At 46.1% G+C, this 26964-nt stretch carries 25 protein-coding genes; 7 read left to right on the forward strand and 18 right to left on the reverse strand.

Annotated elements, in window-relative coordinates; genetic code table 11:
• Positions 1 to 172: 172 nt before the first annotated feature.
• Positions 173 to 409 carry a hypothetical protein gene (locus GQF01_RS34610; protein WP_407945444.1) on the forward strand — a complete coding sequence of 79 codons (237 nt, stop codon included), beginning with the start codon at positions 173 to 175 and terminating at the stop codon, positions 407 to 409.
• Between the two features lie 55 nt (positions 410 to 464).
• Here GQF01_RS34610 and GQF01_RS34615 read toward each other — a convergent pair whose 3' ends face one another.
• Positions 465 to 2711, reverse strand: a complete 2247-nt coding sequence (locus GQF01_RS34615) for a PAS domain S-box protein (protein WP_161411864.1) — start codon at positions 2709 to 2711, stop codon at positions 465 to 467.
• Between the two features lie 203 nt (positions 2712 to 2914).
• Here GQF01_RS34615 and GQF01_RS34620 point away from each other — a divergent pair, with 203 nt between their 5' ends.
• Positions 2915 to 3847 carry a zinc dependent phospholipase C family protein gene (locus tag GQF01_RS34620; RefSeq protein WP_161411865.1) on the forward strand — a complete coding sequence of 311 codons (933 nt, stop codon included), beginning with the start codon at positions 2915 to 2917 and terminating at the stop codon, positions 3845 to 3847.
• On the opposite strand, the gene GQF01_RS34625 is transcribed toward GQF01_RS34620, so the two are convergent.
• The 13 genes from GQF01_RS34625 to GQF01_RS34685 form a co-directional block, all read right to left on the reverse strand.
• Positions 3844 to 5538, reverse strand: a complete 1695-nt coding sequence (locus GQF01_RS34625; RefSeq protein ID WP_161411866.1) for a M3 family oligoendopeptidase — start codon at positions 5536 to 5538, stop codon at positions 3844 to 3846. The genes GQF01_RS34620 and GQF01_RS34625 overlap by 4 nt on opposite strands.
• Positions 5539 to 5592: 54 nt before the next feature.
• On the reverse strand, positions 5593 to 6267 hold the full coding sequence (locus GQF01_RS34630; RefSeq protein ID WP_161411867.1) for a uracil-DNA glycosylase: 675 nt from the start codon (positions 6265 to 6267) through the stop codon (positions 5593 to 5595).
• A 13-nt stretch (positions 6268 to 6280) separates the two neighbouring features.
• Positions 6281 to 8548, reverse strand: a complete 2268-nt coding sequence (locus tag GQF01_RS34635) for a type IA DNA topoisomerase (protein WP_161411868.1) — start codon at positions 8546 to 8548, stop codon at positions 6281 to 6283.
• Positions 8549 to 8689: 141 nt separating this feature from the next.
• The gene (locus GQF01_RS34640; RefSeq protein WP_161411869.1) at positions 8690 to 10066 is read right to left on the reverse strand and encodes a BclA C-terminal domain-containing protein; all 1377 of its coding nucleotides are present in this window, start codon (positions 10064 to 10066) and stop codon (positions 8690 to 8692) included.
• 101 nt (positions 10067 to 10167) lie between these two features.
• Positions 10168 to 11331, reverse strand: a complete 1164-nt coding sequence (locus GQF01_RS34645; RefSeq protein ID WP_161411870.1) for an exosporium glycoprotein BclB-related protein — start codon at positions 11329 to 11331, stop codon at positions 10168 to 10170.
• 152 nt (positions 11332 to 11483) lie between these two features.
• The gene (locus GQF01_RS34650; RefSeq protein WP_161411871.1) at positions 11484 to 12038 is read right to left on the reverse strand and encodes a hypothetical protein; all 555 of its coding nucleotides are present in this window, start codon (positions 12036 to 12038) and stop codon (positions 11484 to 11486) included.
• A complete protein-coding gene (locus tag GQF01_RS34655) occupies positions 12019 to 12447 on the reverse strand; it encodes a hypothetical protein (RefSeq protein ID WP_161411872.1) in 429 nt (142 codons plus the stop codon). Before GQF01_RS34655 ends, GQF01_RS34650 begins: the two co-directional genes overlap by 20 nt.
• A complete protein-coding gene (locus tag GQF01_RS34660; protein ID WP_161411873.1) occupies positions 12435 to 12758 on the reverse strand; it encodes a hypothetical protein in 324 nt (107 codons plus the stop codon). The genes GQF01_RS34655 and GQF01_RS34660 overlap by 13 nt, the downstream gene beginning before the upstream one ends.
• Positions 12759 to 12926: 168 nt before the next feature.
• Entirely contained in the window at positions 12927 to 13232 is a 306-nt protein-coding gene (locus GQF01_RS34665) for a hypothetical protein (RefSeq protein WP_161411874.1), read from the reverse strand.
• 85 nt (positions 13233 to 13317) lie between these two features.
• Positions 13318 to 15222, reverse strand: a complete 1905-nt coding sequence (locus GQF01_RS34670) for a glycosyltransferase (protein WP_235960811.1) — start codon at positions 15220 to 15222, stop codon at positions 13318 to 13320.
• Positions 15219 to 16283: a glycosyltransferase family 2 protein gene (locus GQF01_RS34675; protein ID WP_202556849.1), complete on the reverse strand. Its 1065-nt coding sequence runs from the start codon at positions 16281 to 16283 to the stop codon at positions 15219 to 15221. Before GQF01_RS34675 ends, GQF01_RS34670 begins: the two co-directional genes overlap by 4 nt.
• 25 nt (positions 16284 to 16308) lie before the next feature.
• Positions 16309 to 17004 (reverse strand): glycosyltransferase, encoded by a 696-nt coding sequence (locus GQF01_RS34680; protein WP_161411876.1) that lies wholly within the window; start codon positions 17002 to 17004, stop codon positions 16309 to 16311.
• Positions 16997 to 17653 (reverse strand): class I SAM-dependent methyltransferase, encoded by a 657-nt coding sequence (locus tag GQF01_RS34685; RefSeq protein WP_202556833.1) that lies wholly within the window; start codon positions 17651 to 17653, stop codon positions 16997 to 16999. The genes GQF01_RS34680 and GQF01_RS34685 overlap by 8 nt, the downstream gene beginning before the upstream one ends.
• Positions 17654 to 17918: 265 nt before the next feature.
• On the opposite strand from GQF01_RS34685, the gene GQF01_RS34690 reads away from it, so the two are divergent.
• From GQF01_RS34690 to GQF01_RS34700, 3 genes are all read left to right on the forward strand, one after another.
• The gene (locus GQF01_RS34690) at positions 17919 to 19046 is read left to right on the forward strand and encodes a glycosyltransferase (RefSeq protein ID WP_161411878.1); all 1128 of its coding nucleotides are present in this window, start codon (positions 17919 to 17921) and stop codon (positions 19044 to 19046) included.
• 154 nt (positions 19047 to 19200) lie between these two features.
• A complete protein-coding gene (locus GQF01_RS34695; protein ID WP_161411879.1) occupies positions 19201 to 20301 on the forward strand; it encodes a WD40/YVTN/BNR-like repeat-containing protein in 1101 nt (366 codons plus the stop codon).
• A 1-nt stretch (position 20302) separates the two neighbouring features.
• Complete coding sequence (locus tag GQF01_RS34700) at positions 20303 to 20578, forward strand: MoaD/ThiS family protein (protein WP_161411880.1); 276 nt, start codon at positions 20303 to 20305, stop codon at positions 20576 to 20578.
• A gap of 25 nt (positions 20579 to 20603) precedes the next feature.
• Here GQF01_RS34700 and GQF01_RS34705 read toward each other — a convergent pair whose 3' ends face one another.
• The gene (locus tag GQF01_RS34705; protein WP_161411881.1) at positions 20604 to 21101 is read right to left on the reverse strand and encodes a metallophosphoesterase family protein; all 498 of its coding nucleotides are present in this window, start codon (positions 21099 to 21101) and stop codon (positions 20604 to 20606) included.
• Between the two features lie 184 nt (positions 21102 to 21285).
• Between GQF01_RS34705 and GQF01_RS34710 the strand changes: the two genes are divergently transcribed.
• Together GQF01_RS34710 and GQF01_RS34715 are read left to right on the forward strand one after the other, a co-directional pair.
• Positions 21286 to 22587: an AAA family ATPase gene (locus tag GQF01_RS34710; RefSeq protein ID WP_161412118.1), complete on the forward strand. Its 1302-nt coding sequence runs from the start codon at positions 21286 to 21288 to the stop codon at positions 22585 to 22587.
• 11 nt (positions 22588 to 22598) lie between these two features.
• A complete protein-coding gene (locus GQF01_RS34715; RefSeq protein WP_161411882.1) occupies positions 22599 to 24308 on the forward strand; it encodes a vWA domain-containing protein in 1710 nt (569 codons plus the stop codon).
• Positions 24309 to 25302: 994 nt separating this feature from the next.
• Here the strand turns inward: GQF01_RS34715 and GQF01_RS34720 are convergent.
• The 3 genes from GQF01_RS34720 to GQF01_RS34730 are packed head-to-tail and all read right to left on the reverse strand — an operon-like array spanning position 25303 to position 26946.
• A complete protein-coding gene (locus GQF01_RS34720; RefSeq protein WP_235960815.1) occupies positions 25303 to 25839 on the reverse strand; it encodes an MOSC domain-containing protein in 537 nt (178 codons plus the stop codon).
• A 37-nt stretch (positions 25840 to 25876) separates the two neighbouring features.
• Positions 25877 to 26554 carry a PIG-L deacetylase family protein gene (locus GQF01_RS34725; RefSeq protein WP_161411883.1) on the reverse strand — a complete coding sequence of 226 codons (678 nt, stop codon included), beginning with the start codon at positions 26552 to 26554 and terminating at the stop codon, positions 25877 to 25879.
• A gap of 23 nt (positions 26555 to 26577) precedes the next feature.
• Positions 26578 to 26946, reverse strand: a complete 369-nt coding sequence (locus tag GQF01_RS34730) for a hypothetical protein (protein WP_161411884.1) — start codon at positions 26944 to 26946, stop codon at positions 26578 to 26580.
• Positions 26947 to 26964: the final 18 nt, after the last annotated feature.

The raw sequence follows: 26964 nt of genomic DNA on the forward strand, positions 1-26964 counted from the left end.
TTATTTTTTTACCTCTATCTCTCGCCATCTTCTTCCGAAAATACACAACTTAGATTGTACTTCGTCTAATTCCAAAACACCACAAAAAATGTTCCTATGTTTCCGTGATTGTTTATTTGTTCATACTGTCACTAATAATAAGTGCAAGTTCACAAAAAAATAAGACAGAGGTGTGTCGATGATTTACGGAACCAAACTACTGGATACAGATATAGAGATATTCATTGCAGCCTTGACCAAAACACCTGTCTATGTTTGGTCGTTAGATCCTTTAGGCGTTTATTATCAAGTCAGCTCAGGAATTATTGTCAAATATACGCCTGATGAAGTACGAATCCAGAATGAACAGGACGCGTCTATTTCGAAATGGTATTCCCGTGAATCCAATGAATTCAGCATCAGTTTCTAACGAATGAAAAAACCGCCATTTTCCATAAGTGGAAAGACGGTTTTTTCACGCGATCTCAGTTCCAATCCTTGATGTAATGTCCAGTTGTCATCGTAGGTAAACACACATCAATGACCGTTCCTTCTCCTAAATGGCTCTGGATGGTCATTGTCCCTTTGTGAGCCTCGACAATTTTGAAACACATCATCAAACCGAGACCTGTCCCCTTCTCTTTAGTGGTATAGAAAGGCTCCCCTAATTGTTTCAATCGATCTTCCGGAATACCGCAGCCATTGTCTTCTGTTCGAACCCTTATCCCATCATATCCTTGCATGGACACTGTCAGTTTGATTTGGCCATTCTTCTCAATGGCTTCCATCGCATTTTTGACCAAATTAATAAACAATTGCTTCAAGTGCATTTCCGAACAAACGAGCTCAGTACTTTCAGTTTCAAATTCTAAAACAAGCTCCACATCGCATAAGACCGCTTGCGTTTCGAGCAGCGCAGTAACGGATTGAAGGATATCCTTCAAATCGCTTTTTTTGTAATGAATCGCCTCCGGCTTAGCAATCACAAGAAATTCACTGACAATAAAGTTGATCCGATCTAATTCGGAGAGCATGATGTCAAAATAGTGCTGTTTCCCCTTTACATCATTCTGCAGCAGTTGCAAGAAGCCGCGCAGTGAAGTAAGGGGGTTTCTAATTTCGTGCGCTAATCCTGCGGCTAACTGTCCTGCGACAGATAACTTATCTGATTTACGTAACAATTCCTCCGTTCGATTCCGTTCTGTGATGTCCCGTGAGATGCCGGCAAAGCCAATGATTTCACCTTTCTCATTTTTGATCGGCGTTTTCGTCACGCTCACATGTACAAGTTGTCCATCCTTCCGCAGTCTGACGGTTTCAAGCCCAGAAATCTGGTTGCCAGCCTTCAGCATATCGTAGATTTCTTTGCGCTCATCCTCCAAGAAATCAGGATAGATCGGCAGCGGCTTATTCAATAATTCGTCTTGATGCCAGCCAAATATTTGCTCATAAGCTCCATTGACCGAAATAACTCTGGCCCGTAAATCCAGCACACAAATGGCATCTGTCGTATTGCTGATGAACGATTCAAGGAGATCCTTCGTCTCCCTAAGCTCGGTTTCCATTCGTTTTCGTTCTGTAATATCCACGCAGGATCCGATAACTTCGACCACGCGGCCATTTTCAAAAATCGGGCGTAAGGAAGTTAAATAAGTAATCCCTCGAAAGGTCGCTTCATACATGACATTCTCCTCGCCATTCCACGCCCTTCGGTAAAACGAATCCATATTCACAGCCATAGAATAAGGCCAAATTTCGTAGAGGTGATTGCCAAGAATATTCGAAGGTTGAAATCCCAGTCGATAGAGAAGTTCGCCATCGCATAACGTGTGAATGAATTTTCCTTGCATTTGCCTGAACTTCATTGTCATCCCTTGCTGTCTGCGTACCGTATCGTGCAGGTCCTGCTGAGCGACTCGGAGTGACTCGCGATCTTTGTTATGCTGCGTAATGTCTCTAGCAATGACATAAATACCTTCATTCATCCCATCCACAATAATAGGCACGTTCTTCAAGCCTAACTCTATCTGTTCACCGCTCTTGTGCTTAACCCGAAGCATATAGTTATCTGACTTTGAGACGATACTATTGATAAAATTATCTGCTTGATGTTCCTGCTTCCAGAGCCGGTTGATGGATTGACCGACTACTTCCCCTTCGGCATATCCTAAAATCCTTTCCATAGCAGGGTTCAGACTTTTAATCATCCCCTTAAGATCACAGGTGAGAATGCCAGCAGGGTTATGCTCAATTAATGACTTATACCGCTGCTCACTCTCTGCAAGCTTTCGTTCCATTTCCGTTTTCTGTGAGAGATAGCTAATTTGAGACATATAATAAAACGGTTCATCCTGTGAATCTCTCATTAAAGAAATCCTAAATTCTACCCACGCGATGCTGCCATCTTTGCGAATCAATTTTTTCTCAAGTTGATAGAAGCTTGTATCTCCAGAAAGCATTTGTTCGAAATAGGCTTCTAATTCTTCGGATTCATCGGATGAAAAAATCGCATGTAATTCCCTATTAACAAGCTCTTCTTCCGCGTATCCAGTTAACGTACATAAGCTATTATTCACTCTTAACCATAACCCGTTCAGCGAAATAATGGCGATACCCATCGTGGTGAATTCGAAGACTGCGGCAAAAGACGGTTCTGTGCTCGAAAGCAAACCCTGAATATTGTCAGGATCTGCACGGTTAGAACGATCCTGCGGATTATTGACCCTATTCATACGTTATCTCCTATCATAGATATGCATTGGATGGCTTTCAGTACCGATCGTTTTTTGAATTCGACAACTTGCATATTATTCCTTCTTTAGTAGCTCTTGGAACATAAATAGTTCACGATATGTGACTTTGATCGCAAATGTTATGTTAGAATATAAAGGGTCTTGCTATATATAAACGGGTCGTACGAAGGAGGATTCACAGCTTGCCAAACATCTGGACACATCTCATATTCGGCCAAGAATTGATGTCGCAACTGGGTCATGACCACATGCTGAATGACAGACAAATGCGACAAGTCTTCTCCCTTGGCTGTCAAGGACCGGATTTCTTGTTCTATCATCATTTCCTGCCTTGGAAAAAAGATAAAACACTAAATCAATTAGGAAGTCTTATGCATACGAAAAATTGCGGTCCATTTCTCGAGGATATGCTGCATCAGGTACAAGGCCGTGGACTGTATAATCCAGCTGTTGTTTATGTGCTTGGATTCATAACACACCATATTTTAGATCGTAACATGCATCCATATGTTTTCTATAAATCAGGTTTCAAAAAATGGGATCATCAACGATTTGAAATTATTATGGATACCCTTATCGTAAAGCGTAAACGTGGAATTCAGACATGGAAAACACCAGTTTGGAAAGAAATTTATGTGGGTGAGAAGCTGCCACTTGGCGTTGTACCTGCCCTAACCCAAGCAACGGCAAACAACTACCCGGACATTGCTACGAACATAACGGAGAAAGATTGGAACGACGCTTATTTCGATATGATACAGGCGCAGCGTCTTTTCCATGATCCTAAAGGAATTAAGAGGGTATTAACCTTCGGTAAAATTGCGCCGTTGGTTTATAAAAAGCGTGTGGCTCCGCTTGACTATCTAAACGAAGCGCACACCATTTGGAACTGTCCGACGTCGCTTGAAGAGACCTATACGCATAGCATCTGGGACTTATGGAATTTGGCTATGGCAGACGGAGAAATCGTCATTCAAGCAGCCATACAAGTTTTACTTAATGGTTCATCTGCTGATCTACAGGCCTTAACTACCGTTCTAGGCAATCGCTCCTACGAGACGGGAAAAGACTGCGATAGCGGTTTGGAAATCACACATGTAAAGCCCATGCTTTAAAGGTTCTTGTCGTCGACTTGGTCTAACCACTTCTCGATTTGACCGATGACAGAAGCTACGCAGCCATCATGGAAAGGAGAGATCAAGTTAGCAACTTGAACGAGTTCCGTGAAGCTTTGGCTTCCACCTTGCTGGCAAAGTCTCAAATAATCTTCCCAGGCCAGCTCCGGATTTTCATTCGCCCGTTTCCAGAACTGAAACGCACATACTTGCGCAAGCGTGTAGTCGATGTAGTAGAACGGGCTTTTGTAAATATGCGGCTGCTGCTGCCAGAAGCCTCCTCTTTCCAAAAAGTCGTTATCCTCATAAACACGATGCGGCAGATATTTCCGCTCAATCTCACGCCAAACGAGTTTACGCTCGGCAGGCGTCAGCTCTGGCTGTTCATAGACACGATGTTGGAATTCATCGACCGCTACGCCATATGGAATAAACAAGAGGGATTCACTCAAATGTTTAAACTTATACTTGTCCGTTTCTTCCTCGAAAAATAGTGACATCCACGGCCACGCAAGGAATTCCATGCTCATAGAATGGATTTCACAAGCCTCCAGGGTTGGAAACACATATTCAGGCACTTGAAACTCTCTAGAGCTATAGCCTTGGAAGGCATGGCCAACTTCATGGGTTAAGACATCGATGTCTCCTGATGTACCGTTAAAGTTAGAGAAAATGTAAGGTGCTTGGTATGTACTAATATAAGAGCAGTAGCCCCCAACGCGTTTCCCCTTCTTAGCCACCAGATCCATCAAGCCATTCTCGATCATAAACGTAAAAAATTCATCTGTTTCCGGCGACAACTCCGCGTACATCTTGCGTGCTTGCTCGACAATCCAATCGGCATTGCCTTTGGGTGTCGCATTTCCAGATGGGAAGCCGAACTTATCATCGTAATAATGAAGGGCGTCTACGCCGATTCTAGCCTTCTGCCGTTCTTTCAATTTCGTGGCAGCGGGCACAATGTGCTCCAATACTTGATTGCGGAACGCTTCCACATCTTTGGCATTATAATCAGAGCGGTTCATACGCGCATAAGCCAATTCCACAAAATTGCTGTACCCAAGCTTCTTAGCAATAGCAGTACGGACCTTCACAAGTTGATCATACAGTTCGTCCAATTTCGCTTCGTTTTCGATAAAAAAGTTATATTTTACATCATTCGATTCTTTACGAACATTTCGGTCTGTTGATAATTGAAAAGGAATGAGTTGTGATAAATTTCGTTCTTCCCCTGCATAAACCAACTTCGCCGAAGCAAGCAGCTTGGAATACTCGCTGGCCAGCTTGTTTTCCTGGACGAGATCTTCAACGATTTCAGGTGAGAAGGTTTTGAGCGATAACGAAGCAATTCTGAACAATTGCTTGCCCCATTTGGCTTCAAGCTCAGCACGATAGGCGGAACCAATCAGCGCTTTGTAGAATTCTGTGATCGAGCCTTGGTATAAAGGTTCAATTTCATCAAAGTACTCTTGCTCCGCTTTATAAAATTCATCCGTCGTATCCACGCTGTGCCGAATTCGGGCAATAGCTTCCATGGACTCTTGCTCACTTCGAAGCTTTACGATGCCTTCCATTGCTTGGTCCTGCTCCCCAAAGGAAGCTGCCTGCTTAAACTGTTCTAATAGCTCTTTAAACGCCGCTTCAAATGTGCTAAATTCGGGTCTTACATACGTAAAGTCTTGGAATTTCATTGACTTCTCTCCCTCGCATTTTTTTTCAAAATAACGGCCTCATCTTCATTATCCTCATAAATTGGGAATTTGCCAATCAATTTCCTGTGTGCCGAGCCCGTTAAGAAACTCATTTATTTGTGAAAACGGCTTGCTGCCAAAAAATCCGCGATAAGAAGATAGCGGACTTGGATGAACCGACTTCAGGATATAGTGCCGATTTGTATCAATGAGCCGCTGCTTGGCTTGGGCATGACTTCCCCAAAGCACAAAAATCACGGGCTGCTCCCGTGAATTCAACGCTTCGATCACTTTGTCGGTAAAACGCTCCCAGCCCTTCCCTTTATGAGAATTAGGAGTGTCTTCGCGTACAGTCAGGACTGTGTTTAGGAGAAGTACACCTTGTTCGGCCCATTTCACCAAGTAGCCGTTATTAGGGATATAGCAGCCTAGATCTGACTGCAATTCTTTGTATATATTCTGTAAGGATGGCGGCGGTGTGATGCCCGGTTTAACGGAAAAGCTGAGGCCATGAGCTTGGCCTCTTCCATGATAAGGATCTTGTCCCAATATAACAACTTTCGTAGATTCGTAGGGGGTTAAATGCAAAGCACTCAAAACTTCATCTTGTTCCGGATAAATCGTGTGATCTTGGTATTCGTCTATGAGAAAGTCACATAATGTTTGAAAATAAGGCTCTCCAAGCTCGGAGCCCACGACTTTAGCCCAATCGTTTGTTAAATGAAACACTGTAGATCCTCCATTACTCGGTCTCCGTGCCAAGCTCTCCTGTATCGATGTTTTTCAATACAATACGTCCGTCTGCTGCAGTTCCGTCTGAGAGCACGAGCTTCAATTTGGTCGTTTTCCCTTTATTCACAAGTGCTTGCACCTGCGTATCGGTCAAATTCCGTCCAAAACTTTCCTTCCAGATGACAAATTTGCAGCCTTCCTTATAGTGAGAGCACCCGTACCCTTTACGCCCCATAAAAAGAGATCCCCCACAGCCTGGCCGTGGACAAGTCGCCAGAAAAGTGCTTGCACCATCTGACGGACTGGTTTTGGATTCCGCTGATTTCTTTGGCGCTGCTTTCGTTTTGGTTGCGCTGGATGAAGAAGCTGACGAGCTCGCACGTGCCGTCGATCCTCGCTTATTACCCCCAGCTGGTGGAGTTTCACCTTCAAAGGCTGTTTTGGAAGCTCTTGGCTGCACCCGCACTTTGTCAACGATCAGTGTTGCGAATCTTTTGACATTATGCATAAACTGCTCGTCCGACGCTGTGCCGCGGGAGATCTCGTTGAGCCTGCGCTCCCATTGGCCCGTCATTTCAGGGGATGTGAGCAGCTCGATCCCGGCTCCGCGAATGAGTTCGACGGCCATTCTGCCCTTCTGGGTAAGCACAATCTTCTTGCCCTGCATGTCGATATAGCCTACCTTCTTCAACCGTTCAATTGTCGCTGCGCGTGTCGCAGGCGTTCCGAGACCGGAATCTTTCATCGCATCGCGAAGCTCCTCATCCTCAATCTGCTTGCCTGCGCTTTCCATCGCTTTGAGGAGTGTGCCTTCATTGAAATGTTTTGGCGGCTGCGTATCTTTCTCTTTGACGACGGCGTCACTGCAAACAACTTGACCTTGAGCATCGATCGAAAAAGGCTCGCTGACTTCTACCTCTTCGTCTTCTTCCTCTTCCTTCTCTTTGCCCTTCGTACTTTTGGGCTTTTCTTTTTTCTGATCGGCATAAATGACCTTCCAGCCCAGATGGAGAAGTTCTTTGACAGTCGTCTTGAACATCTCTTGCTCGACCTCAGTCATTACCGTATGAACCTTATACTCGGCAGGCGGGTAGAATTGGGATAGAAACCGTCTCACAATCAAATCGTACAATTTCTGCTCATCCGGTGTGAGTCCAGATGCCTTACGATTCGTTGGCAGAATCGCATGATGATCCTCTACCTTGGACGGATTGCAAATATTTTTATTGTTTTTGTGCACCAGATTACGATTAGCGCCTTGCACAAGCTCATGATAAGCGGTGCCTTGTAAGGCCGATAAGGACTTGTGCATTTCCGGAATATTTTGCTCCGTGACATAGTTGGAATTCGTCCTAGGATACGAAATGACCTTATGCTTCTCGTATAGCGCCTGAGCGGTATCGAGCGTCTTCTTCGCCGAGAAGGCATATTTCCCATTCGCCTCGCGCTGTAGCAGCGTTAAATCATACAATTTAAAGGGATATTCCTTCGTTTCCTTTACTTCATAGGAAATAATGCGTGCCGGTTTTCCTTTCACTTTGGCCGCCAATGCTTCCACTTTCGGTTGGTCAGTTAAGCGGTCGCCCTGCCACATACCTCGATATGTGGTATCGCCTTGTGTAAAGTATCCCTCCAGCTCGTAAAACTTGAGTGAGGAAAAGGCTTCAATTTGTTTCTGGCGATCATAAATGAGGGCAAGAACCGGTGTTTGAACGCGGCCAACAGAAAGCAGGACATTATGCTTCGTTGTAAAAGCACGTGAGCCGTTCATGCCGATTAACCAATCTGCTTCACTTCGGGAGCGTGCGGCCCGAGTCAGATTCTCATATTCGGACCCGTCTTTCAGTGTTGCAAAGCCATTGCGAATCGTCTCGGATGTTAAGTCAGAAATCCAGAGACGTTTCACCGGCTGCTTCAGTCCAAGATGCCGCTGAATCAATGAGAAAATATGCTGCCCCTCTCGCCCGGCATCGCAGGCGTTGACAAGTTGATCACATTTTTTCGCAAGTTCAGCAATCACTTTTAATTGATCATACGTCCGCGGATTGGGAATCAGCTTAAATTCCTCCGGAATGATCGGGAGATGGCTTATGTTCCATTTTTTATATTTGTCATCATATTGATCTGGTTCAGCCAACTCGATTAAGTGTCCGATCGCCCAGGTGATAATGTACTGCTCACCCTCCAGATAGGACCTAAGATTTTTGGCTTTAGGTTCTATTGCGGCGGCTATATTTCGCCCCATGTCCGGTTTTTCCGCAATAATTAGTGTCTTCAAAAGAGTATCGCTCCTTATTCATACTTTCTAAATGGATCTCATCTATCGACTCAGTGTATCCCACTTTATTCACCTCTGCAATATGGCAAAGGTCGAATTTATGAATTCCACAGAGCAGGAAGACGGCTCATTTCGTCCATATTAGCTAAGTCGAATGATATTTATGGTCGCTCCCGGAGGTGACAAAACTACGGTAGCAACTAGTCCGAATAGTTGGAGAATTATGGTCGACCCCGACGTCACAGTAATGATAAAATCGGCTAAATAAGAGGACGCAGCAACCGCAGGCGATGTCACCGATGCTGGAATCGAAACACCGTTTAACATAACGCGAGATTGTGCGAGCACGCCAGCAGTGGCGCTTATTTTATAAGAAATGTAATACCGGCCCGCATTCGCAAGAGTAAAAGTCGTATTTGCGCCATTAATCGTGATCCCTGGGCCAATATCTTGGTTATTCGGCAGCGGAATATTAAGTCCACCCAAGACAACCAATAAAGTGCCTGATGTGTTTGATGCAAACGCTGAATTGGCGGTCAGACTGGTTCCAGTCTCTCCTGTCGCGCCGGTTGCCCCTGTGGCTCCAGTTGCCCCTGAACCTGTTGCGCCAGTTGCTCCTGTTGCACCTGTTGCTCCTGTTGCTCCCGTCGCTCCCGTTGCACCTGTTGCTCCCGTAGCTCCCGTAGCTCCCGCCGCACCCGTAGCTCCCGTTGTACCCGTAGCTCCCGTAGCTCCCGCCGCACCCGTCGCTCCCGCTACTCCCGTTGCTCCCGTCGCACCCGTTGCTCCCGCTACTCCCGTTGCACCTGTCGCTCCCGCTACTCCCGTTGCACCTGTTGCTCCCGTTGCACCCGTTGCTCCCGCTACTCCCGTTGCACCTGTCGCTCCCGTTGCACCTGTTGCACCCGTTGCACCCGTTGCTCCCGCCGCACCCGCTACTCCCGTCGCCCCCGTTGCTCCCGCCGCTCCCGTAGCTCCCGTTGCCCCCGTTGCTCCCGTTGCCCCTGTCGCTCCCGCTACTCCCGTTGCACCTGTTGCTCCCGTCGCACCTGTTGCTCCCGTTGCTCCCGCCACTCCTGCCACTCCCGTTGCACCCGTCGCTCCCGCTACTCCCGTTGCCCCTGTTTCACCAGTTGCGCCTGTCACACCAGTTTCCCCTGTTGGTCCTGATGGACCGCCGAGAGGACCCGTCGGTCCAGTTGGCCCTGTAGGACCTGGCAACGTTTGAGCGGCTAAAATATCTGCTAATTTAGCTTGCAGAATAGCTTCCTCAAGACTTACCGCTGCAATCGTATTCTTAATGCTTTCATTGACAAGCAAGATGTCGCTAATTGTTGCTGGGATAGGAGTTACGCCAGGCAGAGTCCCTAAAACATACTGGAGCTTCTCACCTTCAGCGTTCAAAATATGACTTAATCCTAGTTCCTGCAGGGCGATTGAGGCTAGAAGCAGATTAATGGCTTCTTCCCTTGTAATCGAGATGTTCGGTGAAATATTAGGAAAGTCACTTAAAGACATTATGAGATCCCCCCATTCTCTTCTATGGAATCATTGAAAAACGAAAAGAGTTGACTATTTGCAGAAGTCAACCCCTTTTTCGTTATGTTTTAAATTTCAAATTAAACCATGGCAACCCCAGCGCTTGCATAACCAATCACCGTATTAACCAAAGAAAGTCCAGCAGCCGTGCAAGAGAATACAAGTAAGAGCCTTGTTTGAGCTGTTACTGGAATCGTTAAACCAGTCGTGATTCCATTTGAAATTGTGCCAATCGGTAAAAGTCCGGTTAAGGCTGGAGCCAAAGTAACCACAGCACCTGGAATAGCTGTAAAGTTGTTACTCGGCGTCGCTGAGCTAAATAATTGAGCAGTAATTGTTACAGTAGTACCCGTCAATAACAAAGCTGCAGTTGTACTGAAATAGGCAGCGATAGACGTTATCGTTCCTGCCCTAGGCATGGAGAAGGCAAGGTTTAGCAATGTACCTCCAGCACCTGTTAAATCAATGATTCCACCTAAAATAGAAACACCTGGCGCCATGTTGCCAAAGCCTACTAGACTTGCGGTCCCCACCGCTCCGCCAAGAATAGTTGTCAAACTCGCTGGTAATCCCGATGCGAATGGAATAATTGGTCCAGATCCATCCAGTCCCGTTGCGCCCGTTGGTCCAGCTACCCCTGTTGCTCCCGTTACCCCTGCCCCAGTCGGACCCGTTACACCAATCGATCCTGTTGCTCCCGTCGGTCCAGCTACACCAGTTGCACCTGTTGCACCAGCTCCAGTCGGCCCCGTCACTCCGATTGAACCCGTTGCGCCCGTTGGACCAATGTCACCTGTTGCACCAGTTGCTCCTGCCCCTGTTGCTCCAGTCAGCCCCGTTGCTCCAGTCGCTCCTGCAATACCTTGCGCTCCAGTCGGACCTGTTGGACCAACGGCTGGCCCACCAGTCGGACCTGTTGGACCCGCCGGACCTGTAGCTCCTACAGAAATAGGAGTCTCAAGAATGCTTTCCAACTTGGATTGTAGAAGGAATTCTTTTCTAGCTACCGTGTTAATCGTGCTTTTCATGCTCTCATTAATAAGTAAGATATCGCTGATTGTCGCCGGCGGTCCCGTTAACCCCGGCAATGTGCCCAGTACATACTGAAGCTTCTCACCTTCTGCATTAAGTATATGGCTTAATCCAAGTTCTTCCATCGCAATCGAAGAAAGCAATAAATTAATTGCATCTTCACGCGTTACAGTTATAGTAGGTGATATATTAGGTATATTAGCCTGTGACATGTTTCCCAACCTCCATTCGATAGTTACAGCGTATTCCCAGATCTTGGAATGGTGATCGCATGCATACCTAATTTTGGAAAATAAAATGAAAACGTCTACAAAATCAAAAAAGGCCGTCCCAACCAGTCAATTAATGACTGTGGGGCGGCCCTTCATGAGCGTCTATTCTTATTACGCTTTCTTTCACGCTGAGTAAACATAAGCGGTGGTGAGACTGGCGTATAGATTGGTTTGCTCGTATTTTCCTCCACGTGCTGGGGACTTACCGTTGGTATTTGTTCAGATACAGCTACACGTTTGTCTAAACTGAACAGCACACTTTCATTCTGAATCGGATTATCCCGATGATAGAAAAATTTTATCTCATTTAACCTCTCCACACATTCTTTCTTTGATGGAAGATCCGTTTGTTGGAGTAGTGTTTCTATATGACTTATCATCCCACTCACTTCCGAGGATGAAAAGAGCTCATGCTTGACTTTTTCAATCCAGGAAAGACTTTGGTGTTTACGTTGTTGAGCGGCATGAACATCCAGTAAAGACGTGAGTAAGACACAAATTTGAAAAGACAGAACGTCCCTGTCTTCATCCACTTCGCTTTGAATCCGGTGCAATAAAGCCTCTACAAGTTGGAAAATAGATAAACTTAACTGAGAGATAGCGGCTGCACATTGGTTTACGGTTTGATCAGTAGTCGAAATGCTCATACTCCAAGTTTTCCAGTTCCATAATATTTTCTGGCTCCCCTTCTTTAAGCAGCGTTGTTGATCTAGTTTGAAGGAACTGCATATGAGAGATGGTGTGCAGCTTCTTAAGCATTAACCACTGGGTCATCACCATAGAATCCAGGAATTGTATAACACTGTGATTATAAAGAAGAATTTCCTGTGTGGTTGGTGCCGTAGGGAAATCGAGATCTCTTCCTACAAAGGATGATGTTTTATCCGCTTCTGTTCGCATTAGTTTCGCGAGGGATTCCTCTTCAGAAGCAATAGACTGCAGTAGATGAGTGATCGCAGCCGAGTAGGATGGAGGTACTTGCTCAAATGGGAACTTTGCATGGACACTCAACGATTCACTCCCCTTTTGCCGGAAAATAACATCTATTCTTCGCATTCATCTATAAGATACTCCGTAATCTCTTCCTTTTCTTCGAGTTTCATGATGTCCGATAACTTAAAGGTCAGGAGCATCTGATTACTAATAATATTTCGCATCATTCGATCCACGCTGGAATTAATAAGCAATGCTTCATTAATGGTCAGGCAACGATCTTTCAGAACGTGCTGTAATTTCTCCGCTTCGGCATTAATAATGTGGGAAAGTCCGATCTCTTCAAGAGCAATTGAGGTCAATAATAAATTAATAACTTCTTTTCTCTTCAGGATAATCTCAGGTTTAATGTCAGGAATATTAGGCATGGACATGTCTTTCAACTCCTGTATAGGTAAGATAGGAACTTTTCGGCATATATCCGCACCTTCTGTTTAGTATATGATGGTTGTCTCCATTCATGATTTTTTCGATCTCTTTTTGGAAAATAAAAACAGAAAAGCCCCTGCGGGCTTTTCTGTTATCAAACCATTTATTGAACTTTAAGTTGGGAAAATCTCCATAATATTTTCCATTTTAAATTGCAGCAGCATTTCTTTCTTTATTACATCTTGTAAAGTTTTCCTAACACTGTCATTAATCAACAACAAATTCGAGATGCTAGTCACTGGCGGTGTAACTGTTGGAAACAATGTACCAACCACATATTGTATTTTCTCTGCTTCCGCATTGACGATATGCGCTAAGGCAAGTTCTTCCAAAGCGATGGAAGCCAATAATAAATTCACAGTCCCGCCTAATGTAAGTGATATGATAGGAGTAATATTTGGTATATTCGCTTGTGACATTTTCTTCCCTCCAATCTCACTTGAGAAGCTTAAGTTGCTAATATATATGCAAGAGAACTTGGTTTATGGTTCATTTATTTTAGTGCTAGTTAATTCCAATCTGTTCAAAATACCGTTGATTATGAATAACAGATGGATGTGTAGGGTTATAGGAATAAGAGATATCATGATGAAATTTCGCCTTATCCAACTTACCGATCCGGTCGTAGCACAAACACAACTGAACATGTGGCAGCCACGTCCAGGACGAATGATCCAAAAAGCCCATTGATTCCTTCGGCTTAGGAAACTGCGCAGCGGACTCATACCAATAAATAGCTTGCAAATATTCTTGTTCCTCCAGAAATATAGAGCCGATTCGGCAGCAGCAGTCTGCACGTGGGGTATCAAATTCAAAAGCCCTGAACAACGCCAAGAGCTGTTCATCTCTCTTCCCTAAATGGCTGTAACAAGTCGCCAGATGAAGTGCAGCAGAGATTTTATCTTCCAGCCAACCGTCTGGCGATTGAAGAAAATCTTCATAATACATCACAGCTTCTTCATAAAAACCATGCTCTCTGCATTCGTTAGCATAATAGAACTGGTCACGTAAACTTAATATTTCTCCTTTGGCGAGTTTTTTCCGATATATTTGTAAATTGCGGTCCGTATGCTGTTTATCTTTTCGATGTGTGACTGCAATTTCACTATGGAGCACAGAACCGCTTGCCGCTAAATATTCATGCACAGCGCCAATCCATTGGAACTGGCACTCTCGGCGCACTAGACGATTCCTACGCAGGCTGTATGACACGTTCTGATTCTCGTCAAAGCTGAGATTGTAATTCATCGTTAACCGATCCACAGGCGATTCCAATGTGCGAATCAACTCGAGGAACAGCAATCGATCTTTCTCTGTCAACGTATCATCAGCGTCCAGCCATAGGATATATTGCTGCGTGGCTTTGGAAAAAGCAAAGTTTCGGGCAGCGGCAAAATCATCCATCCAAACAAAATCATAAATTAGATCCGTATAGCTTGAGGCGATTTCCTTTGTCTTATCTGTGGAGCCCGTGTCGACAATAATGATTTCATTCGCAATCCCACGAACGGAATGGAGACAAATAGGAAGCGCGTTTTCTTCATTTTTGACAATGATGCATAAACTGATTGTGATTTTACGCTCAGCGTCTTTCACCTCAATACCGCCTTGCTTATAGGCATCAACTCCTGCTAATTCGGATTGACGGTAAATATGATATGCCGGAAAATGGGTGTCTACATAGAGTGGAAACCCCAGAGCACGCGCGCGTATGCAAAAATGCCGATCTTCTCCCCAAAATGATAAGTTGGGAATTTCTGCAAATCGAACACCGGCTTGAATAGCTTGGCGGCTGATTAATGTACATGCTCCAAGCCCGCCAACTTCATAGATACCTGGGACTCTTAGTTGAGCAAAAAACTGCCAGGTCCGCCTAGCTGACTCCTCATCGGATAATGATTCCTGTCTGTTTTTGTGATACAGCGTATACTGGTCACTCAGCCACACTTGGGGCATTTCCATCGTATCCGGCTGCCATTTCGTCCAAAAAATATTGGAGATAATCGGTTTGTTCGCCGAAACAAGCTGCTCTAGTGTATGGGGATGTAAAATGAGATCGGAATCAATCAAAAATACATAATCGAATCTGTTTTCCAAGGCATAAGTAAGGATTGCGTCCTTCATTCTGGCTACTTTCCAAATCGTTCCTTCCGGCCAATAGTGCGTGAATTCATCCTTCTCATAAGTTTCGGGCTGATTCTCCTCGTTGTGAATGACTGTCCTGCCATACTTCGTTTGAAAATCAATTAATAATTGCTTTGAATTTTCTAGCTCGTTATCGTCAATGAATAAGTAACTCACCGTGAAGTTTTTTCGCTCAAGCTCTGCAAGTGAAGACAGAAAAGGACTAAGAATTTCGGGTATTTGACGAATAGGACTTCCAATCAGCACACGCTTTTTAGGACTCAAAGTGCCTTCTCCTCTCGGCGGAGATTAGCAAAATAAACTTTATTATACATGATACTGGGATGGGTCGGGTTGTAGACGGATGCAATCTCATTATGCAGCTCCGCCTTCTGCTTCTGTCCCATTCGGTCGTAACACAAACAGAGCTGTAGATGCGGCATCCACGTCCAAGCCGCATGATCGACTACACCCGCATAGTCGGTTGGTTCTCCCAAGGATGTTGCTTTCTGAAACCAATAAATTGCGAGTTCGAGCCGATTGTCTTCGAAGAAAAAGTTGCCTACCCGGCAGCACATCTCCGCTCTTGGCTTTCCATAGAGTAAAGTTCTAAACCAAGTTCTCAGCTGCATCTGACGATTCGTCAGATTGCCGTAACAATCTCCCATTTTTAAGCAAGCGGCAAAACAATCCTCACGCCAACCTTGTTTGGTAGCAAGAAAACGCTCGTAGTACGTAGCCGCCTTTTCATCAAGGCCATGATCTTTGAGCTCATTTGCGTAATAGTACAGATCACGGGGAGAAAAGATTTCATCTGCAGCCTCGCGCTGCTGATATATCCGCAAATTTCTGTCGGTATACTCCTTATCTTTCTTATGTGTAATGGCTATGTCGGAGTGAATCACGTGCCCGCTGACAATCAATACTTCGTGAACGGGACCCTCCCAACGAAATCCGCATGCTCGCTTAACTAAACGGTTGCGCTTAAGGCTCGTGATTACTTTGTTATCCGCGTCAAAAGCTAAGTGATAAGGCATCATCACGCTGTCAACGGACGGATCTAAGGAAGCTTTAAGCGCTTTGAATTTCAGTCGGTCCTCTTCTTCTAGCTCATCATCCGCATCCAGCCATAAGAGATAATCCTTGGTCGCTTTCGAAAAGGCAAAGTTCCTAGCTTCAGCGAAATGATCCTTCCAAGTCAAATCATAAATAAATGGTGTAAAAGAGGCAGCTATCTCCTTAGTCCGATCAGTAGAACCTGTATCAATGATTATGATTTCATCTGCTACTTCTCTCACTGACTGAAGGCAGCGGCGAAGTGACTGCTCCTCATTTTTGACAATCATACATAAGCTTATCGTTATCACTGGGCTATTCCTCCCAAGTCACAAGGTTGGGATGTTCATCTAAGATGGAATCATACTGCTCTTTCCAGCCATATTGGGCATTCGGATCAAGCCGCATGTAGCGCTCATATTTCTCTTTCCTGTCTGCCGGTCTGGCCCAGCCATAATGCTTGATTCTGGCAGGGTGACATAGATATGAAAAGTGGTTGATCGTAGCTGGGAAGCGGCCGCAATGCTGAGGCGTCTCCTTCCAGATGTATGGATAATCCGGTTTATACCTAATAAGAAAAGGACGATAGTAATGATGGGCACTCCAATAGGCATCATCCCGATAGCTAGTTTCACTCCACATATCGTACAGCCGGAAATAGATGGCATCCTGCTCACAATTGTTTAGCAAGTCGCCAACTTGATGGGCAAATTGGTCCTCCAAGACCTCATCCCCATCCAAATTCAGGATCCATTCTGGATTCGTCTGCACAGTTGCTTCCCACTGCTGCTTTCTTAGCTGCACTTCATTGGCAAAACGTGACTCAGGATTGCGAATCAACTGCAGCGGGATCCCGGATAGCAGCTCTTCACAGATCTCTGAAGTATGATCTGTACTTCCGTCATCGATGATGACCGCTTCATCAATCCAATCGCGGTGCTTGAGCAAAGCCTCACGCAAGTAGCGGTGTCCTTCGTTTTTTACAACCATGGAAAGAGTCAGTTTACTCATGGCGAGGCTCCGCAACGCAATAAATTTCATGTCCGTGCCAACCTGACTGAAGTCCAACCATCATCTTCGTTTTATCCCTCTCCGTCATATTGGGAGTACCCGCCGGGTGGATGCGCAAGTCATATTCGAGCCTAGTTGGCTCCTCTCTAGAAAATAGAGAGATGATTTCAAAGTCACTTAAGGCCATTAGCTGTTCAATGTGCCTTTTGGCATAATGAATCAGATGGTCCTCTTCTACAAACAGGGGTGAAGAAGATCCTTGCAGCACATTAGTCAGCGAATGTTGATTAGGCAAACTGAATAACACTCTCCCTCCGGGCGCTAGTAAGGAATTTACTTGCTTCATAAATGAAATCGGAGATGGAATGTGCTCTAAAACATGCCAAAAAACGATCGCATCAAACTTTTCATCCTCTTCAAAAATGCTCATTTCCCATCGTTCATTTCTGAGTTCTAGTCCGTATCGCTCCTTCGCGTATTCGCAAGCAACGGCTGATGGCTCGATCCCCTCAACTTGCCAAGCTGTTTCCTTGGCTAACCATAGAAATTCTCCGGTACCGGAGCCCACTTCAAGCAATTTGCCTTTTTTACGAAAAAACATATCAAGCAGCAATGCGCCGAAGGAGGCATGCTCTTTAAACGTATTCATGGCATAAATATCCCTCATCGCAACCCAAGTACTATCATATATATTCTTAATTAGTTGCTCCTGCTGAACTTGATCGACTTGTAACCGATAAATAAGCTGACAAGATTTACACATCACAAGGGTGAATGTCTCGTACGAATGGAAAAGAATGCTTTCTTTTTCTTGACAAAGCGGACATGGCTGCATGTGATCATCCCTTCTTTCATTTAAATGAAGGTATTCGCATATCTTTGGCCATAAGTGTATAAACCGGAGGTGCCTTTGAATGAGCCGCCCTACAGTTTCACTGTGCATGATTGTAAGAGACGAAGAAAGCCTAATTGCAGCGTGTTTACGAAGTGTTCACGATTGGATCGATGAAATGATCATCGTAGATACGGGTTCATCGGACAGCACCATGCAGATTGCCCGTTCAATGGGGGCTACTGTCCTTTCCTACGAATGGAATAACCATTTTGCGGATGCTAGGAATTATGGGCTAACGCATGCCCAATCAGATTGGATCCTCTACCTGGATGCTGATGAGGAGCTCTCGCCTCTAGGTGATTTCGATTTGCATAAGGTGCTGCAGGAGACGCATGCCTCCGTCTTATCCCTCCATTTAGTTAATTATATTGGCGAATCGCCAAATGAAGACGAAGCATTTCATATTGCTCATCCCCGTTTTTTCCGCAACCATATCGGGCTGAAATTTAAATATGCCATTCATGAAACGCTGAATATCGACGACATTTACCCTGATCGTGAGAGCGCGGAGATATTGGGTACGATTCCGCTAAAATTATTTCATCGTGGATATATGGAGCCGATTACGATTCAAAAGAACAAGTTTACTCGCAACATGACCCTTCTACAGCAGGAAGCAAGCACACGGACAGCCAACTCTAACCCATGGATTGAATACCACATAGCCAGCGAGTACTACCGAGTCCATCAGTATGACAAAGCATTTGAGTATGTAAATCTATCCATTGTTCGTTTCGTTCAAGCGGGTAGAATGCCTCCCTCTATGCTGTATAAACTGAAATATGCCATACTCTTCAATACGGGCAGCATTGATGGCGCTTGGCCTGGCATCGAGAAAGCTATTGCCTTGTATCCCGATTATGTTGATCTTCATTTCTATAAGGGGGTCATTTGTTATTTGAAGGGGTGGTACGCTGCGGCAATTGACGTTTTTCAGCATTGCATTGCGTCAGGGGAAACGACAGGCCAACATCTAACCTTGCGAGGCACTGGAAGCTTTCACGCTTATTATTATCTAGGTCTATGCTGGGAAAAATTAGGAAATAACCAGGCGGCAATAAACGCCTATGAAAAAGCCTATGAACTGTCACCTTCCTACACCATCGCCAAAGACGGGCTTAACAGACTGAATGAAATTGAAATCTAATTTTTTCAGTAGTTACATGTAAGCTGCACGCACGAAAACCACTCTCGACATCCCGGGAATGTGTTTTTGTGCGTTTTTATTTCAGCAATTGCTAGAAGGAATTATTTAACATTCGTCGAATGTAGGCTAAGAGGAAGCATTGAGGAGGGAATCTATGGCTAAACGCGTTCAATTGCTAGTGGGTACCAATAAAGGCGTTTTCATCTATACTTCTACAATGGAAAGACGAAATTGGTCATTGCAAGGACCTTTCCTACCAGGTTGGGAAGCCTACAGCATTCTTGGAGACACACGCAACGGAAATAAGCTTTATGTCGGCTCCTCGCACGCCGCCTATGGCGCCACACTTCGGATGTCAGACAATGGAGGCGAAACATGGGAACAAATTGAAGAAAGCCCTTCGTATTCAGTTGAAAGCGGTTTCTCATTGAATCGCATTTGGCAAATCGTCCAAGGCCACGCGACAGAGCCTGAAACCCTCTTCGCTGGTGTCGAAGAAGCCGGTATTTTCGTAAGCCGCGATAATGGACTTTCTTGGCAGGAGCTAGATGCGTTAACGAAGCATCCTACTCACCCTGATTGGTTCCCTGGAGCTGGCGGTATGTGCTTGCATACCATCCTCGTCGATCCTCGGAATGCACAGCGGATGTGGGTTGGCATTTCGGCAGTAGGTGTCTTCCGAACGCTGGACGGCGGGACTAGCTGGCACCCATGCAATAACGGTCTGAACCGCGTCCCGACCGGTCAACCAGATGAGCGCGTAGGCTATTGTGTGCACAAAATGGTGCTCGATCCGCAAAATTCTGATGTGCTGTATATGCAGGAGCATAGCGGGGTATTCCAATCGGTCGATGGCGGCGACAGCTGGTTCCCGATCGAAGAAGGACTAACACTACGCGAAGGCGACATGCCCTTCGGTTTCCCAATTGCCATAGCGCCAACTGGTGATTTGTTCCTAATTCCACTGGAAAGCAGCGAACAGCGCTCGATGCGAGACGGCAAGTTGCTTGTCTACCGCATGGCATCTGGCGAATACAGTTGGAAGCCTATTGGTGATGTACTGCCGGAAGAGCAGCGCCATGTAAGTGTACTTCGCGACGCCATGACTGTTGACAATTTAGATCCATATGGTCTTTACTTTGGCACTACTTCTGGTGAAGTGTTCTGCTCGTTAGATCGCGGAGAAAACTGGGAGCGTCTACCTGGTCAATTTTCGCGTGTCCTCACGGTGAAAACACTAATTCTGGAGGACTAGTATGCACATTACGGTCAGTCTCCCCTCTTTACTGCGCGATTGCACGGGCGGTCGAGTGAAGTTTGAATTGCATGCGCTCACCTTGCAAGAGGCACTAAATCAGCTCCTGCTTAGTTACCCTAAGCTGCGAATTCACCTTTGGACAGAAACAGGACAAGTTCGAAAGCATGTCCTGTTATACTATAATGATACGAATATCGCCTGGCTGGACGACTTGGATATCCCGCTTCAGCTCGGAGATCGACTCACTATTTTCCAAGCAGTCTCGGGCGGATAACCTTGAGCTTACAGCATTCATAAGTTTAAGCTTTACTCTCATAATAGTAGTGCTGTGCCCGAATACTCTCGCCCAATTCGATAATGCCATAGGAATATTGCGGCTGCCTTCTTTTATCCGTTGGCGAGCCTGGATTGAACATCAGTATCCCGTCAATCGTTTGACTATAAGGAACATGAGAATGCCCGAAAATGACGATATCCGGCTGTTCTTCCCGGAACGCCTCCCGGGCTCTTTCTTCTGTCGTCTTACGGAAGCCGTCACCGTGAATGAGCCCGATTCGATATTTCCCGGCATTCACAATTTTTTTCAATCCAAACCGCTCTACAATCTCATGGCCGTCATTATTCCCGGCCACGGCTTCACATGGAGCAATTTGTTCAACGAGGTCGACCACATGCTCGCTCACCCAGTCTCCTGCGTGAAGGATGAGATCAACACCTTTTAATCCTGCTACCAGCGTATCAGGCAGCTTAAGTACCCTCGCAGATAGATGCGTATCGGAAATGACACCAATTCGCATAAAATCACCCCTTTTTCTCCATTTGCTCTTATTTTCTCACTCGAGAGAAGGAACTGCAAATACAAAGCAGAATGATGAGCAGACTAAGGTGTTTGGCTTATGAATCAGATATCTTGAAAATTCGATGTTTGCAGCGCAGTTTGATACAATAATGCTGAAGTATACGCCAAGGGGGACAACCATGATGAAAGATCCCATCGTCATACAGAACAAATTAAGAGAAGCTATGGGGCATCTCGAGAAAAGGTTCATGGAGCGGGAAGAACTCATCCGAGTTTTGCTCCTTGCCAGCATGAGCGGTGAACATGTTCTTTTGGTCGGACCTCCCGGTTCGGCGAAATCACAGCTGGCTCGAGCGACAGCAGAATTATTCGGCAATGAGCCCTATTACGACTATTTATTGACTCGCTTCACTACACCAGACGAGCTATTCGGCCCAGTCTCCTTGCAAAAATTAAAACAAGATGAGTACAGTCGCCTCACGGAAGGATATCTGCCTAGCGCGCGTTTCGCCTTCCTTGATGAAATATTCAAAGCAAACAGTGCGATTCTCAACTCACTCTTATCGATATTAAATGAGCGCGTTTTCTTCAATGGACGTCTGAAGCAGCCGTCACCGCTGTTATTTTTAATGGCAGCCTCCAATGAATTGCCAGAAGATAACGAGCAGCTAGCTGCACTTTACGATCGCTTCTTGTTCCGGTTTGAGGTCGAATATGTTAAGCAAATTTCCAGCTTCGAGCTGATGTTTCAGGCGCCAAGATCACCTCTTCCCACTTTGCTTTCAACAGAGAACATTAACCAATTGAAAACACAAGCTATGGATGTGCACTTGCCAGATGCTTTGATCTACATGCTCTTCCAATTGAAAACAGCCCTGCACGAGAAAGAATATGTGCTCTCGGACAGGCGCTGGAATAAAATTGGTCACACTTGGAAAATCTCAGCCGCCATTCATGGGCGAAGTTCGGTTGGCGTTTGGGATACCGTCCTCACTCCCCATATGCTTTGGGATTTTCCAGAAGATTTGCCTGAGGTTAAAGCCGTTTTTGATACGTTATTTCAGGATATGCTCAAACGCGAGATGGAACAGGAGCTTCCTTTACAGCAGTACAATATGACAGTTAAAAAGTGGCTCGACAAGGAAGATGAGCTCCACGCCTTCCAATTTAAAAAAGAAATCGGCGGTTCCTTATCCAAAGAGGCCGCTGAACGTCTTAAAGGCAGCTTGGAAGAATGCCGCACTGAACTTGAGGATACAGCACGCAGTTTGCGAGGCAGACTCGTCTCTTGGCAGGAAAAAGAAAAGAAACTGCCTGAATGGATTGCCTCACAATCCATTTTCCTGCAGCATCCCGAGCAATATGCCGTTAAATTTACTCACCTTCGTATCCAGGGTGAACGCATTTTACAATCCATTCAAGGCTTATATCGCACATTGTTTGACCGTGAAATTCCGGGAATCGTGTACGACTATACCCTTTAAGAGGTTACGCTATGATCATACGCTGCACACGGGTCGATCGGTATGTGTTTGAGGGCTACGTTCATTCTTCCCGCGTCGCTCAGGAGTGGATGCGCGAAGCAATACGGCAAGCTCCTTGGTTTTCGATAGAACTGTTTGCCGATTTCTTCATGTGCTTTTATTTAACGAAACCTGAGATCGATGCTGCCTCTGAGGAGACACCTTTCCACCGCTGGATGGTGCTAACCTTGACCAAGCAATACTTCTATGTCTCCATTCATCCACGCACCATCGGACAAGTGAACGCTTCTTTCAAGACGGCACTCAAAGCGTTGATGTGGCTGACAGAATCGTATGAGAAAGAAGTGAAAAAACGTCAAAAGGAACAGCAGCAAGTCGGTATCGGTCTAGAGAAAAAACAGCAGATGAGCGGTCAAGAGGACCAAAGCGTTAGCGAGCGGCTCACCGACAAGCAAATTGAGAAGCTGCGGCTTGTCGGTTATACCCTGCAGCAAGGAAAACGAGCTGTCGAAGACAAGCAAGAAGCCTCCGACTCGCGGCCGCTTGTTGTAGAAGAAATACGCGCGTTGAAACAGCGTATTCTGGAACTGCAAGGCGAGCTGCGCACGGAGTTCATGAAACGCGACAAGCTGAAAGCGAAGCTGCGCAAGGCGGAAGAGGAACTCGAGCGCCGCAAGCGGCAGCTGGATCGCATGAGCGCCCGCGACCTCGCCGCGATGCAAGAGCTTGAGTCCGAGCTAGGCGACTGGCTCGGACGATCTTTGAAGGAGACGCTGTCCCTCGAAGAGGCGGACAGCTTTAATGTGCACGAGCTCGTGCAGGCGAGTCAGCGGCTCGCGAACCGGCGCTGGGGCAGCGAGCTGGGTAAGCTGCGGAGGCAGACATTCGAGCACTACGTGCAGTGGATTGACAAGCTGAAGCGCAGCAAGGACTTGGTGGCTTTCTTGCAGGAGGTGGGCCGCAACATCCATCATCTGCGGGTTCAGCGGAAGAAGCAGCGCTCGCCGTATGTACCTGAATCTTACGATGATTTGCGGCAATCCGGAGACATCGCGCATTTGCTTCCCAGCGAAGCCAGCCTGCTCGCGGACGAAGATTTTGAGCCTTATTTTCTCGTCAAATGGATGGAAAATAAGCTCATGACCTACAACTACAGCGGCTCCTCGCCAGAACCGCAAAAAGGTCCCGTGATCTGTATGCTCGACACGTCGCATTCGATGCGCGGCAGCAAGCTCCGGCTTGCTCAGCTGTTTACCGCGACCTTCGCCTCTTTCGCGCTTCTTGAGCGGCGGGACTTCGTCCTGCTGCTGTTCGGCGCCAAAGGCGAGCTTGTCGAGCACGTCTTGTCCTATAAGCGTCCCGACTGGGATCGCTTCTACGGCCTTGCGCAGCTCGCCTTCGGCGGCGGGACGAACTTCGACGCCCCGCTCGGCAGAGGCATGGACATCGTTCAGCATCAGCCGCAGTTTCACGATGCTGACTTCGTGATGGTCACCGATGGCGTTGGCCAAATCTCCAAAGCGACGCAACAGAAGCTCGCGCTGCTGGGCCACAAGAAGCAGCTGCGCCTGCATTCCCTGATCATCGGCTCCGCCCGCCAGCATCTAGCGCACAAATACGAGATTGTCGGTGTTTCGCATCAGGTGCGATTTGCAACTGCTTGGGACATGCAGGATCCCGTTAAGGATGAGCTGCTGCTAGATGTGTTTGGGAAGCGATAATCATAGCAAATAATCCCCTGATTGCCTCATGGGCCTTTCGGGGGATTATTTATGCGCAAATAAATAAGGACCCCTTTCGGAGTCCTCATGACGGTGAATAGATTTATGGTACTATGCTTTGAACCTTACTCAGCTCGGTTTCGACCTCATCAACACTATTGCAGTACCTGACTACATTAATGATTTCTGCGGCACATCTCTTCGCTTCCATACGGATTCAACAACAACTTCCCTTGGTGTAAATGTAAATTGTCTTTGACACGACACCTCTCTGCTTTCACCGTCAAAGATAGTATGTCCGCTCACTTCTGTTTTATGTATGTAAAAGTAAAAAAATATCATGTCCTCAACGGTTGTTAACTCCCCGCCGCTCCAAACGCGCCGTTAATTGATTCAAGAATTCTACTGGGGAACTACAGTCCGTTATATCACTGAAAATCGGCATGTTCCGCCTTCAGTGGGAAGTACAGTCCGCTATTTCGCTAAATTCACCAGAAAAACATGCCAAGGAGTGTGAATAAAGCCCTATAGTTCCTCACGAGAGGAAACAGCTCGTATTCCTCCAAATAGCGGACTCCAGTTCCGTTATAGTATAGCCTCCGCTAGATTCTTATCAGCTCAACACGGATACTTCGCCGCGAAACTACCACACTACGATCGTGTGCTATCTTCCACTCTCACTCATTCGACTGTATCAAATCTTTGATTGTCTGGAGCGATACGCCCGTCTCATGATAAACTTCAATCAGCGTAGCCCCTGGATGGTTCCGAACATAGTCCTTGACCTTATGGGACTCGTCCAGCAGTAGCTGTGCACATGGTTTACAACGTTTTTCAAATTTCGTTATGAATAGTTTTCCGCATGCTTCACAGTTGCTAAGTGACATTTCTCTACACCTTCCAAAGCCAATTATTACCAGACTATTTCTAATTCGAAATAGCTTTCGAAACAACGCGCTGTTTTGAGGGGGTAGCTTGGCAACATATTGCAAAATTATAGGTGAATCTCAATATGATCTCCAGGCTTTATTTCACCGGGACATTCAACATAAGCGACGATCCCCCTGCTTTTTTGCGCTTGTATGACAAATTGCTTCGTTAAACTTTTGTCATCATAATGTTCCGCGATCACTCTGCCAGGTCCCGCACAGGGCACATTTTCTCCTTCGCATACTAGTCCGCCGCCGCTTGAGAGCATCATTCGAATGCCCATAGGAAGCTTGGTTAATTCAGGAGCACCACTCACCAGAATGTTTGCCCCCAGCCACTCAGGTCGAATCGTTTGGACGCCTAGTCTGTCTGCAATTCCTTGAAGCTCCTCGACAGATACAAGGCTAAGCTGCCGACGGTTCATGATCTCCGTGCCTCTCTTATACATGGGCTGTCTCGAGTCAGCTTTGGCCAATACGCCAAAATGTCTGTCTCCTTCCATACCTCCGAAATTCAGCTCTACTCCGTCAATTTCCCTCGTCACAAATGTTGCTGGATTATCAGCGATAAGTACAGCTTCAACTTTTACGATCATCATCATTTATGCCTACCCGCCTTGTCCAAAATTTCTTTGCAGCCTAATGCCTACCCGCCATCTCCGGCCACATGACACCATTTTCCCATCCAAGTACAAAAGCTTCCCATCTGCGCGCCTCCGAAAAAACATCAACATCACCAAAATACTTGGCAATAGCTATGTGCTGGGTCGCATGAGCTTTCAAGGCAGTTGCTTTGACAGCCCAGCCAGATTCTGTATCAACGACGATTGAAGGCTCAAGTCCCCGCTCCTGCGTAAATCCGGACGCCGCATAATAGAGCCTGCGAACGCTTGGACATTTCCCGCTTAATACAGCAGCCGTCGAAGCTTTGGAGATGGTTACGTGGTCTGGATGACCATTCCCGCCATCTTCTGCAAAACTGAACACATTTTCTATTTCATACCGTTGTATAAAAGAAATAACCCCGGCGACTAGCTCATCGAAATTAATATTTGCCAATTGACCGTCCGGGAAGCCCAAATGCTCCACAATTGAAATCCCTAGCACTTCAGCAGCAACGTTCATTTCTTCTTCCCTCAGCCTAGCAAGCTCCGACTTATCCGCGGCCCGCTCTAACCCATGTCGACCAGCGTCTCCTCGAGTTGCTAACAGCAAAGCGGGTCTGCTGCCTTCATCCGCGTACTTGCGAATTAAACATCCGCTCAGAAATGTCTCATCATCCGGATGCGCATATACAAAACCATATTGAGTTCCCATCTTCAAGTTCACTCCGTTTTCTTTTATGTAAAATTTGCGGGCGGATACACTTTTTCAATCATATAAATGGCTCGATCCCAAGGCATCGTCATCTCAGTCTGTTCCTCTAAATCCATCAAGCTGACTTCATTCTCCGCCTTGCCGCTGTCACTTATCGAAATGACAAAGCGCATGCCAAGCCCTATCGCTATATGTTTCCCAGAATCGTATGTCAGACACTCTATTCTTACCCCAATACCAACTAGTTGCAATTCATTCGTTAGTTCACTTATCCGCTCATTCGCTTCCGTTGAAGCTTTAGGTGTTAACAGAATTACACTGGCCTGTTCGAGGTGATTCATGAACCGACTCTCATCTTCCGGACTCTCATACCTTTGGTTGCTGTTTCCCATACCTTCACCTAGCCCCTT

The sequence above is a fragment of the Paenibacillus silvestris genome (genome assembly GCF_009882985.1).
GTDB lineage: Bacteria > Bacillota > Bacilli > Paenibacillales > NBRC-103111 > Paenibacillus_E > Paenibacillus_E silvestris.

Bases quoted from the DNA above. Each gene is read 5' to 3' on its own strand.
- GQF01_RS34615 (WP_161411864.1), bottom strand. From the start codon at position 2,711: ATGAATAGGGTCAATAATCCGCAGGATCGTTCTAACCGTGCAGATCCT.
- GQF01_RS34625 (WP_161411866.1), bottom strand. From the start codon at position 5,538: ATGAAATTCCAAGACTTTACGTATGTAAGACCCGAATTTAGCACATTT.
- GQF01_RS34640 (WP_161411869.1), bottom strand. From the start codon at position 10,066: ATGTCTTTAAGTGACTTTCCTAATATTTCACCGAACATCTCGATTACA.
- GQF01_RS34645 (WP_161411870.1), bottom strand. From the start codon at position 11,331: ATGTCACAGGCTAATATACCTAATATATCACCTACTATAACTGTAACG.
- GQF01_RS34650 (WP_161411871.1), bottom strand. From the start codon at position 12,038: ATGAGCATTTCGACTACTGATCAAACCGTAAACCAATGTGCAGCCGCT.
- GQF01_RS34655 (WP_161411872.1), bottom strand. From the start codon at position 12,447: ATGCGAAGAATAGATGTTATTTTCCGGCAAAAGGGGAGTGAATCGTTG.
- GQF01_RS34660 (WP_161411873.1), bottom strand. From the start codon at position 12,758: ATGTCCATGCCTAATATTCCTGACATTAAACCTGAGATTATCCTGAAG.
- GQF01_RS34665 (WP_161411874.1), bottom strand. From the start codon at position 13,232: ATGTCACAAGCGAATATACCAAATATTACTCCTATCATATCACTTACA.
- GQF01_RS34675 (WP_202556849.1), bottom strand. From the start codon at position 16,283: ATGATTGTCAAAAATGAGGAGCAGTCACTTCGCCGCTGCCTTCAGTCA.
- GQF01_RS34680 (WP_161411876.1), bottom strand. From the start codon at position 17,004: ATGAGTAAACTGACTCTTTCCATGGTTGTAAAAAACGAAGGACACCGC.
- GQF01_RS34685 (WP_202556833.1), bottom strand. From the start codon at position 17,653: ATGAATACGTTTAAAGAGCATGCCTCCTTCGGCGCATTGCTGCTTGAT.
- GQF01_RS34690 (WP_161411878.1), top strand. From the start codon at position 17,919: ATGAGCCGCCCTACAGTTTCACTGTGCATGATTGTAAGAGACGAAGAA.
- GQF01_RS34695 (WP_161411879.1), top strand. From the start codon at position 19,201: ATGGCTAAACGCGTTCAATTGCTAGTGGGTACCAATAAAGGCGTTTTC.
- GQF01_RS34700 (WP_161411880.1), top strand. From the start codon at position 20,303: ATGCACATTACGGTCAGTCTCCCCTCTTTACTGCGCGATTGCACGGGC.
- GQF01_RS34705 (WP_161411881.1), bottom strand. From the start codon at position 21,101: ATGCGAATTGGTGTCATTTCCGATACGCATCTATCTGCGAGGGTACTT.
- GQF01_RS34710 (WP_161412118.1), top strand. From the start codon at position 21,286: ATGAAAGATCCCATCGTCATACAGAACAAATTAAGAGAAGCTATGGGG.
- GQF01_RS34715 (WP_161411882.1), top strand. From the start codon at position 22,599: ATGATCATACGCTGCACACGGGTCGATCGGTATGTGTTTGAGGGCTAC.
- GQF01_RS34720 (WP_235960815.1), bottom strand. From the start codon at position 25,839: ATGATGATGATCGTAAAAGTTGAAGCTGTACTTATCGCTGATAATCCA.
- GQF01_RS34725 (WP_161411883.1), bottom strand. From the start codon at position 26,554: ATGGGAACTCAATATGGTTTTGTATATGCGCATCCGGATGATGAGACA.
- GQF01_RS34730 (WP_161411884.1), bottom strand. From the start codon at position 26,946: ATGGGAAACAGCAACCAAAGGTATGAGAGTCCGGAAGATGAGAGTCGG.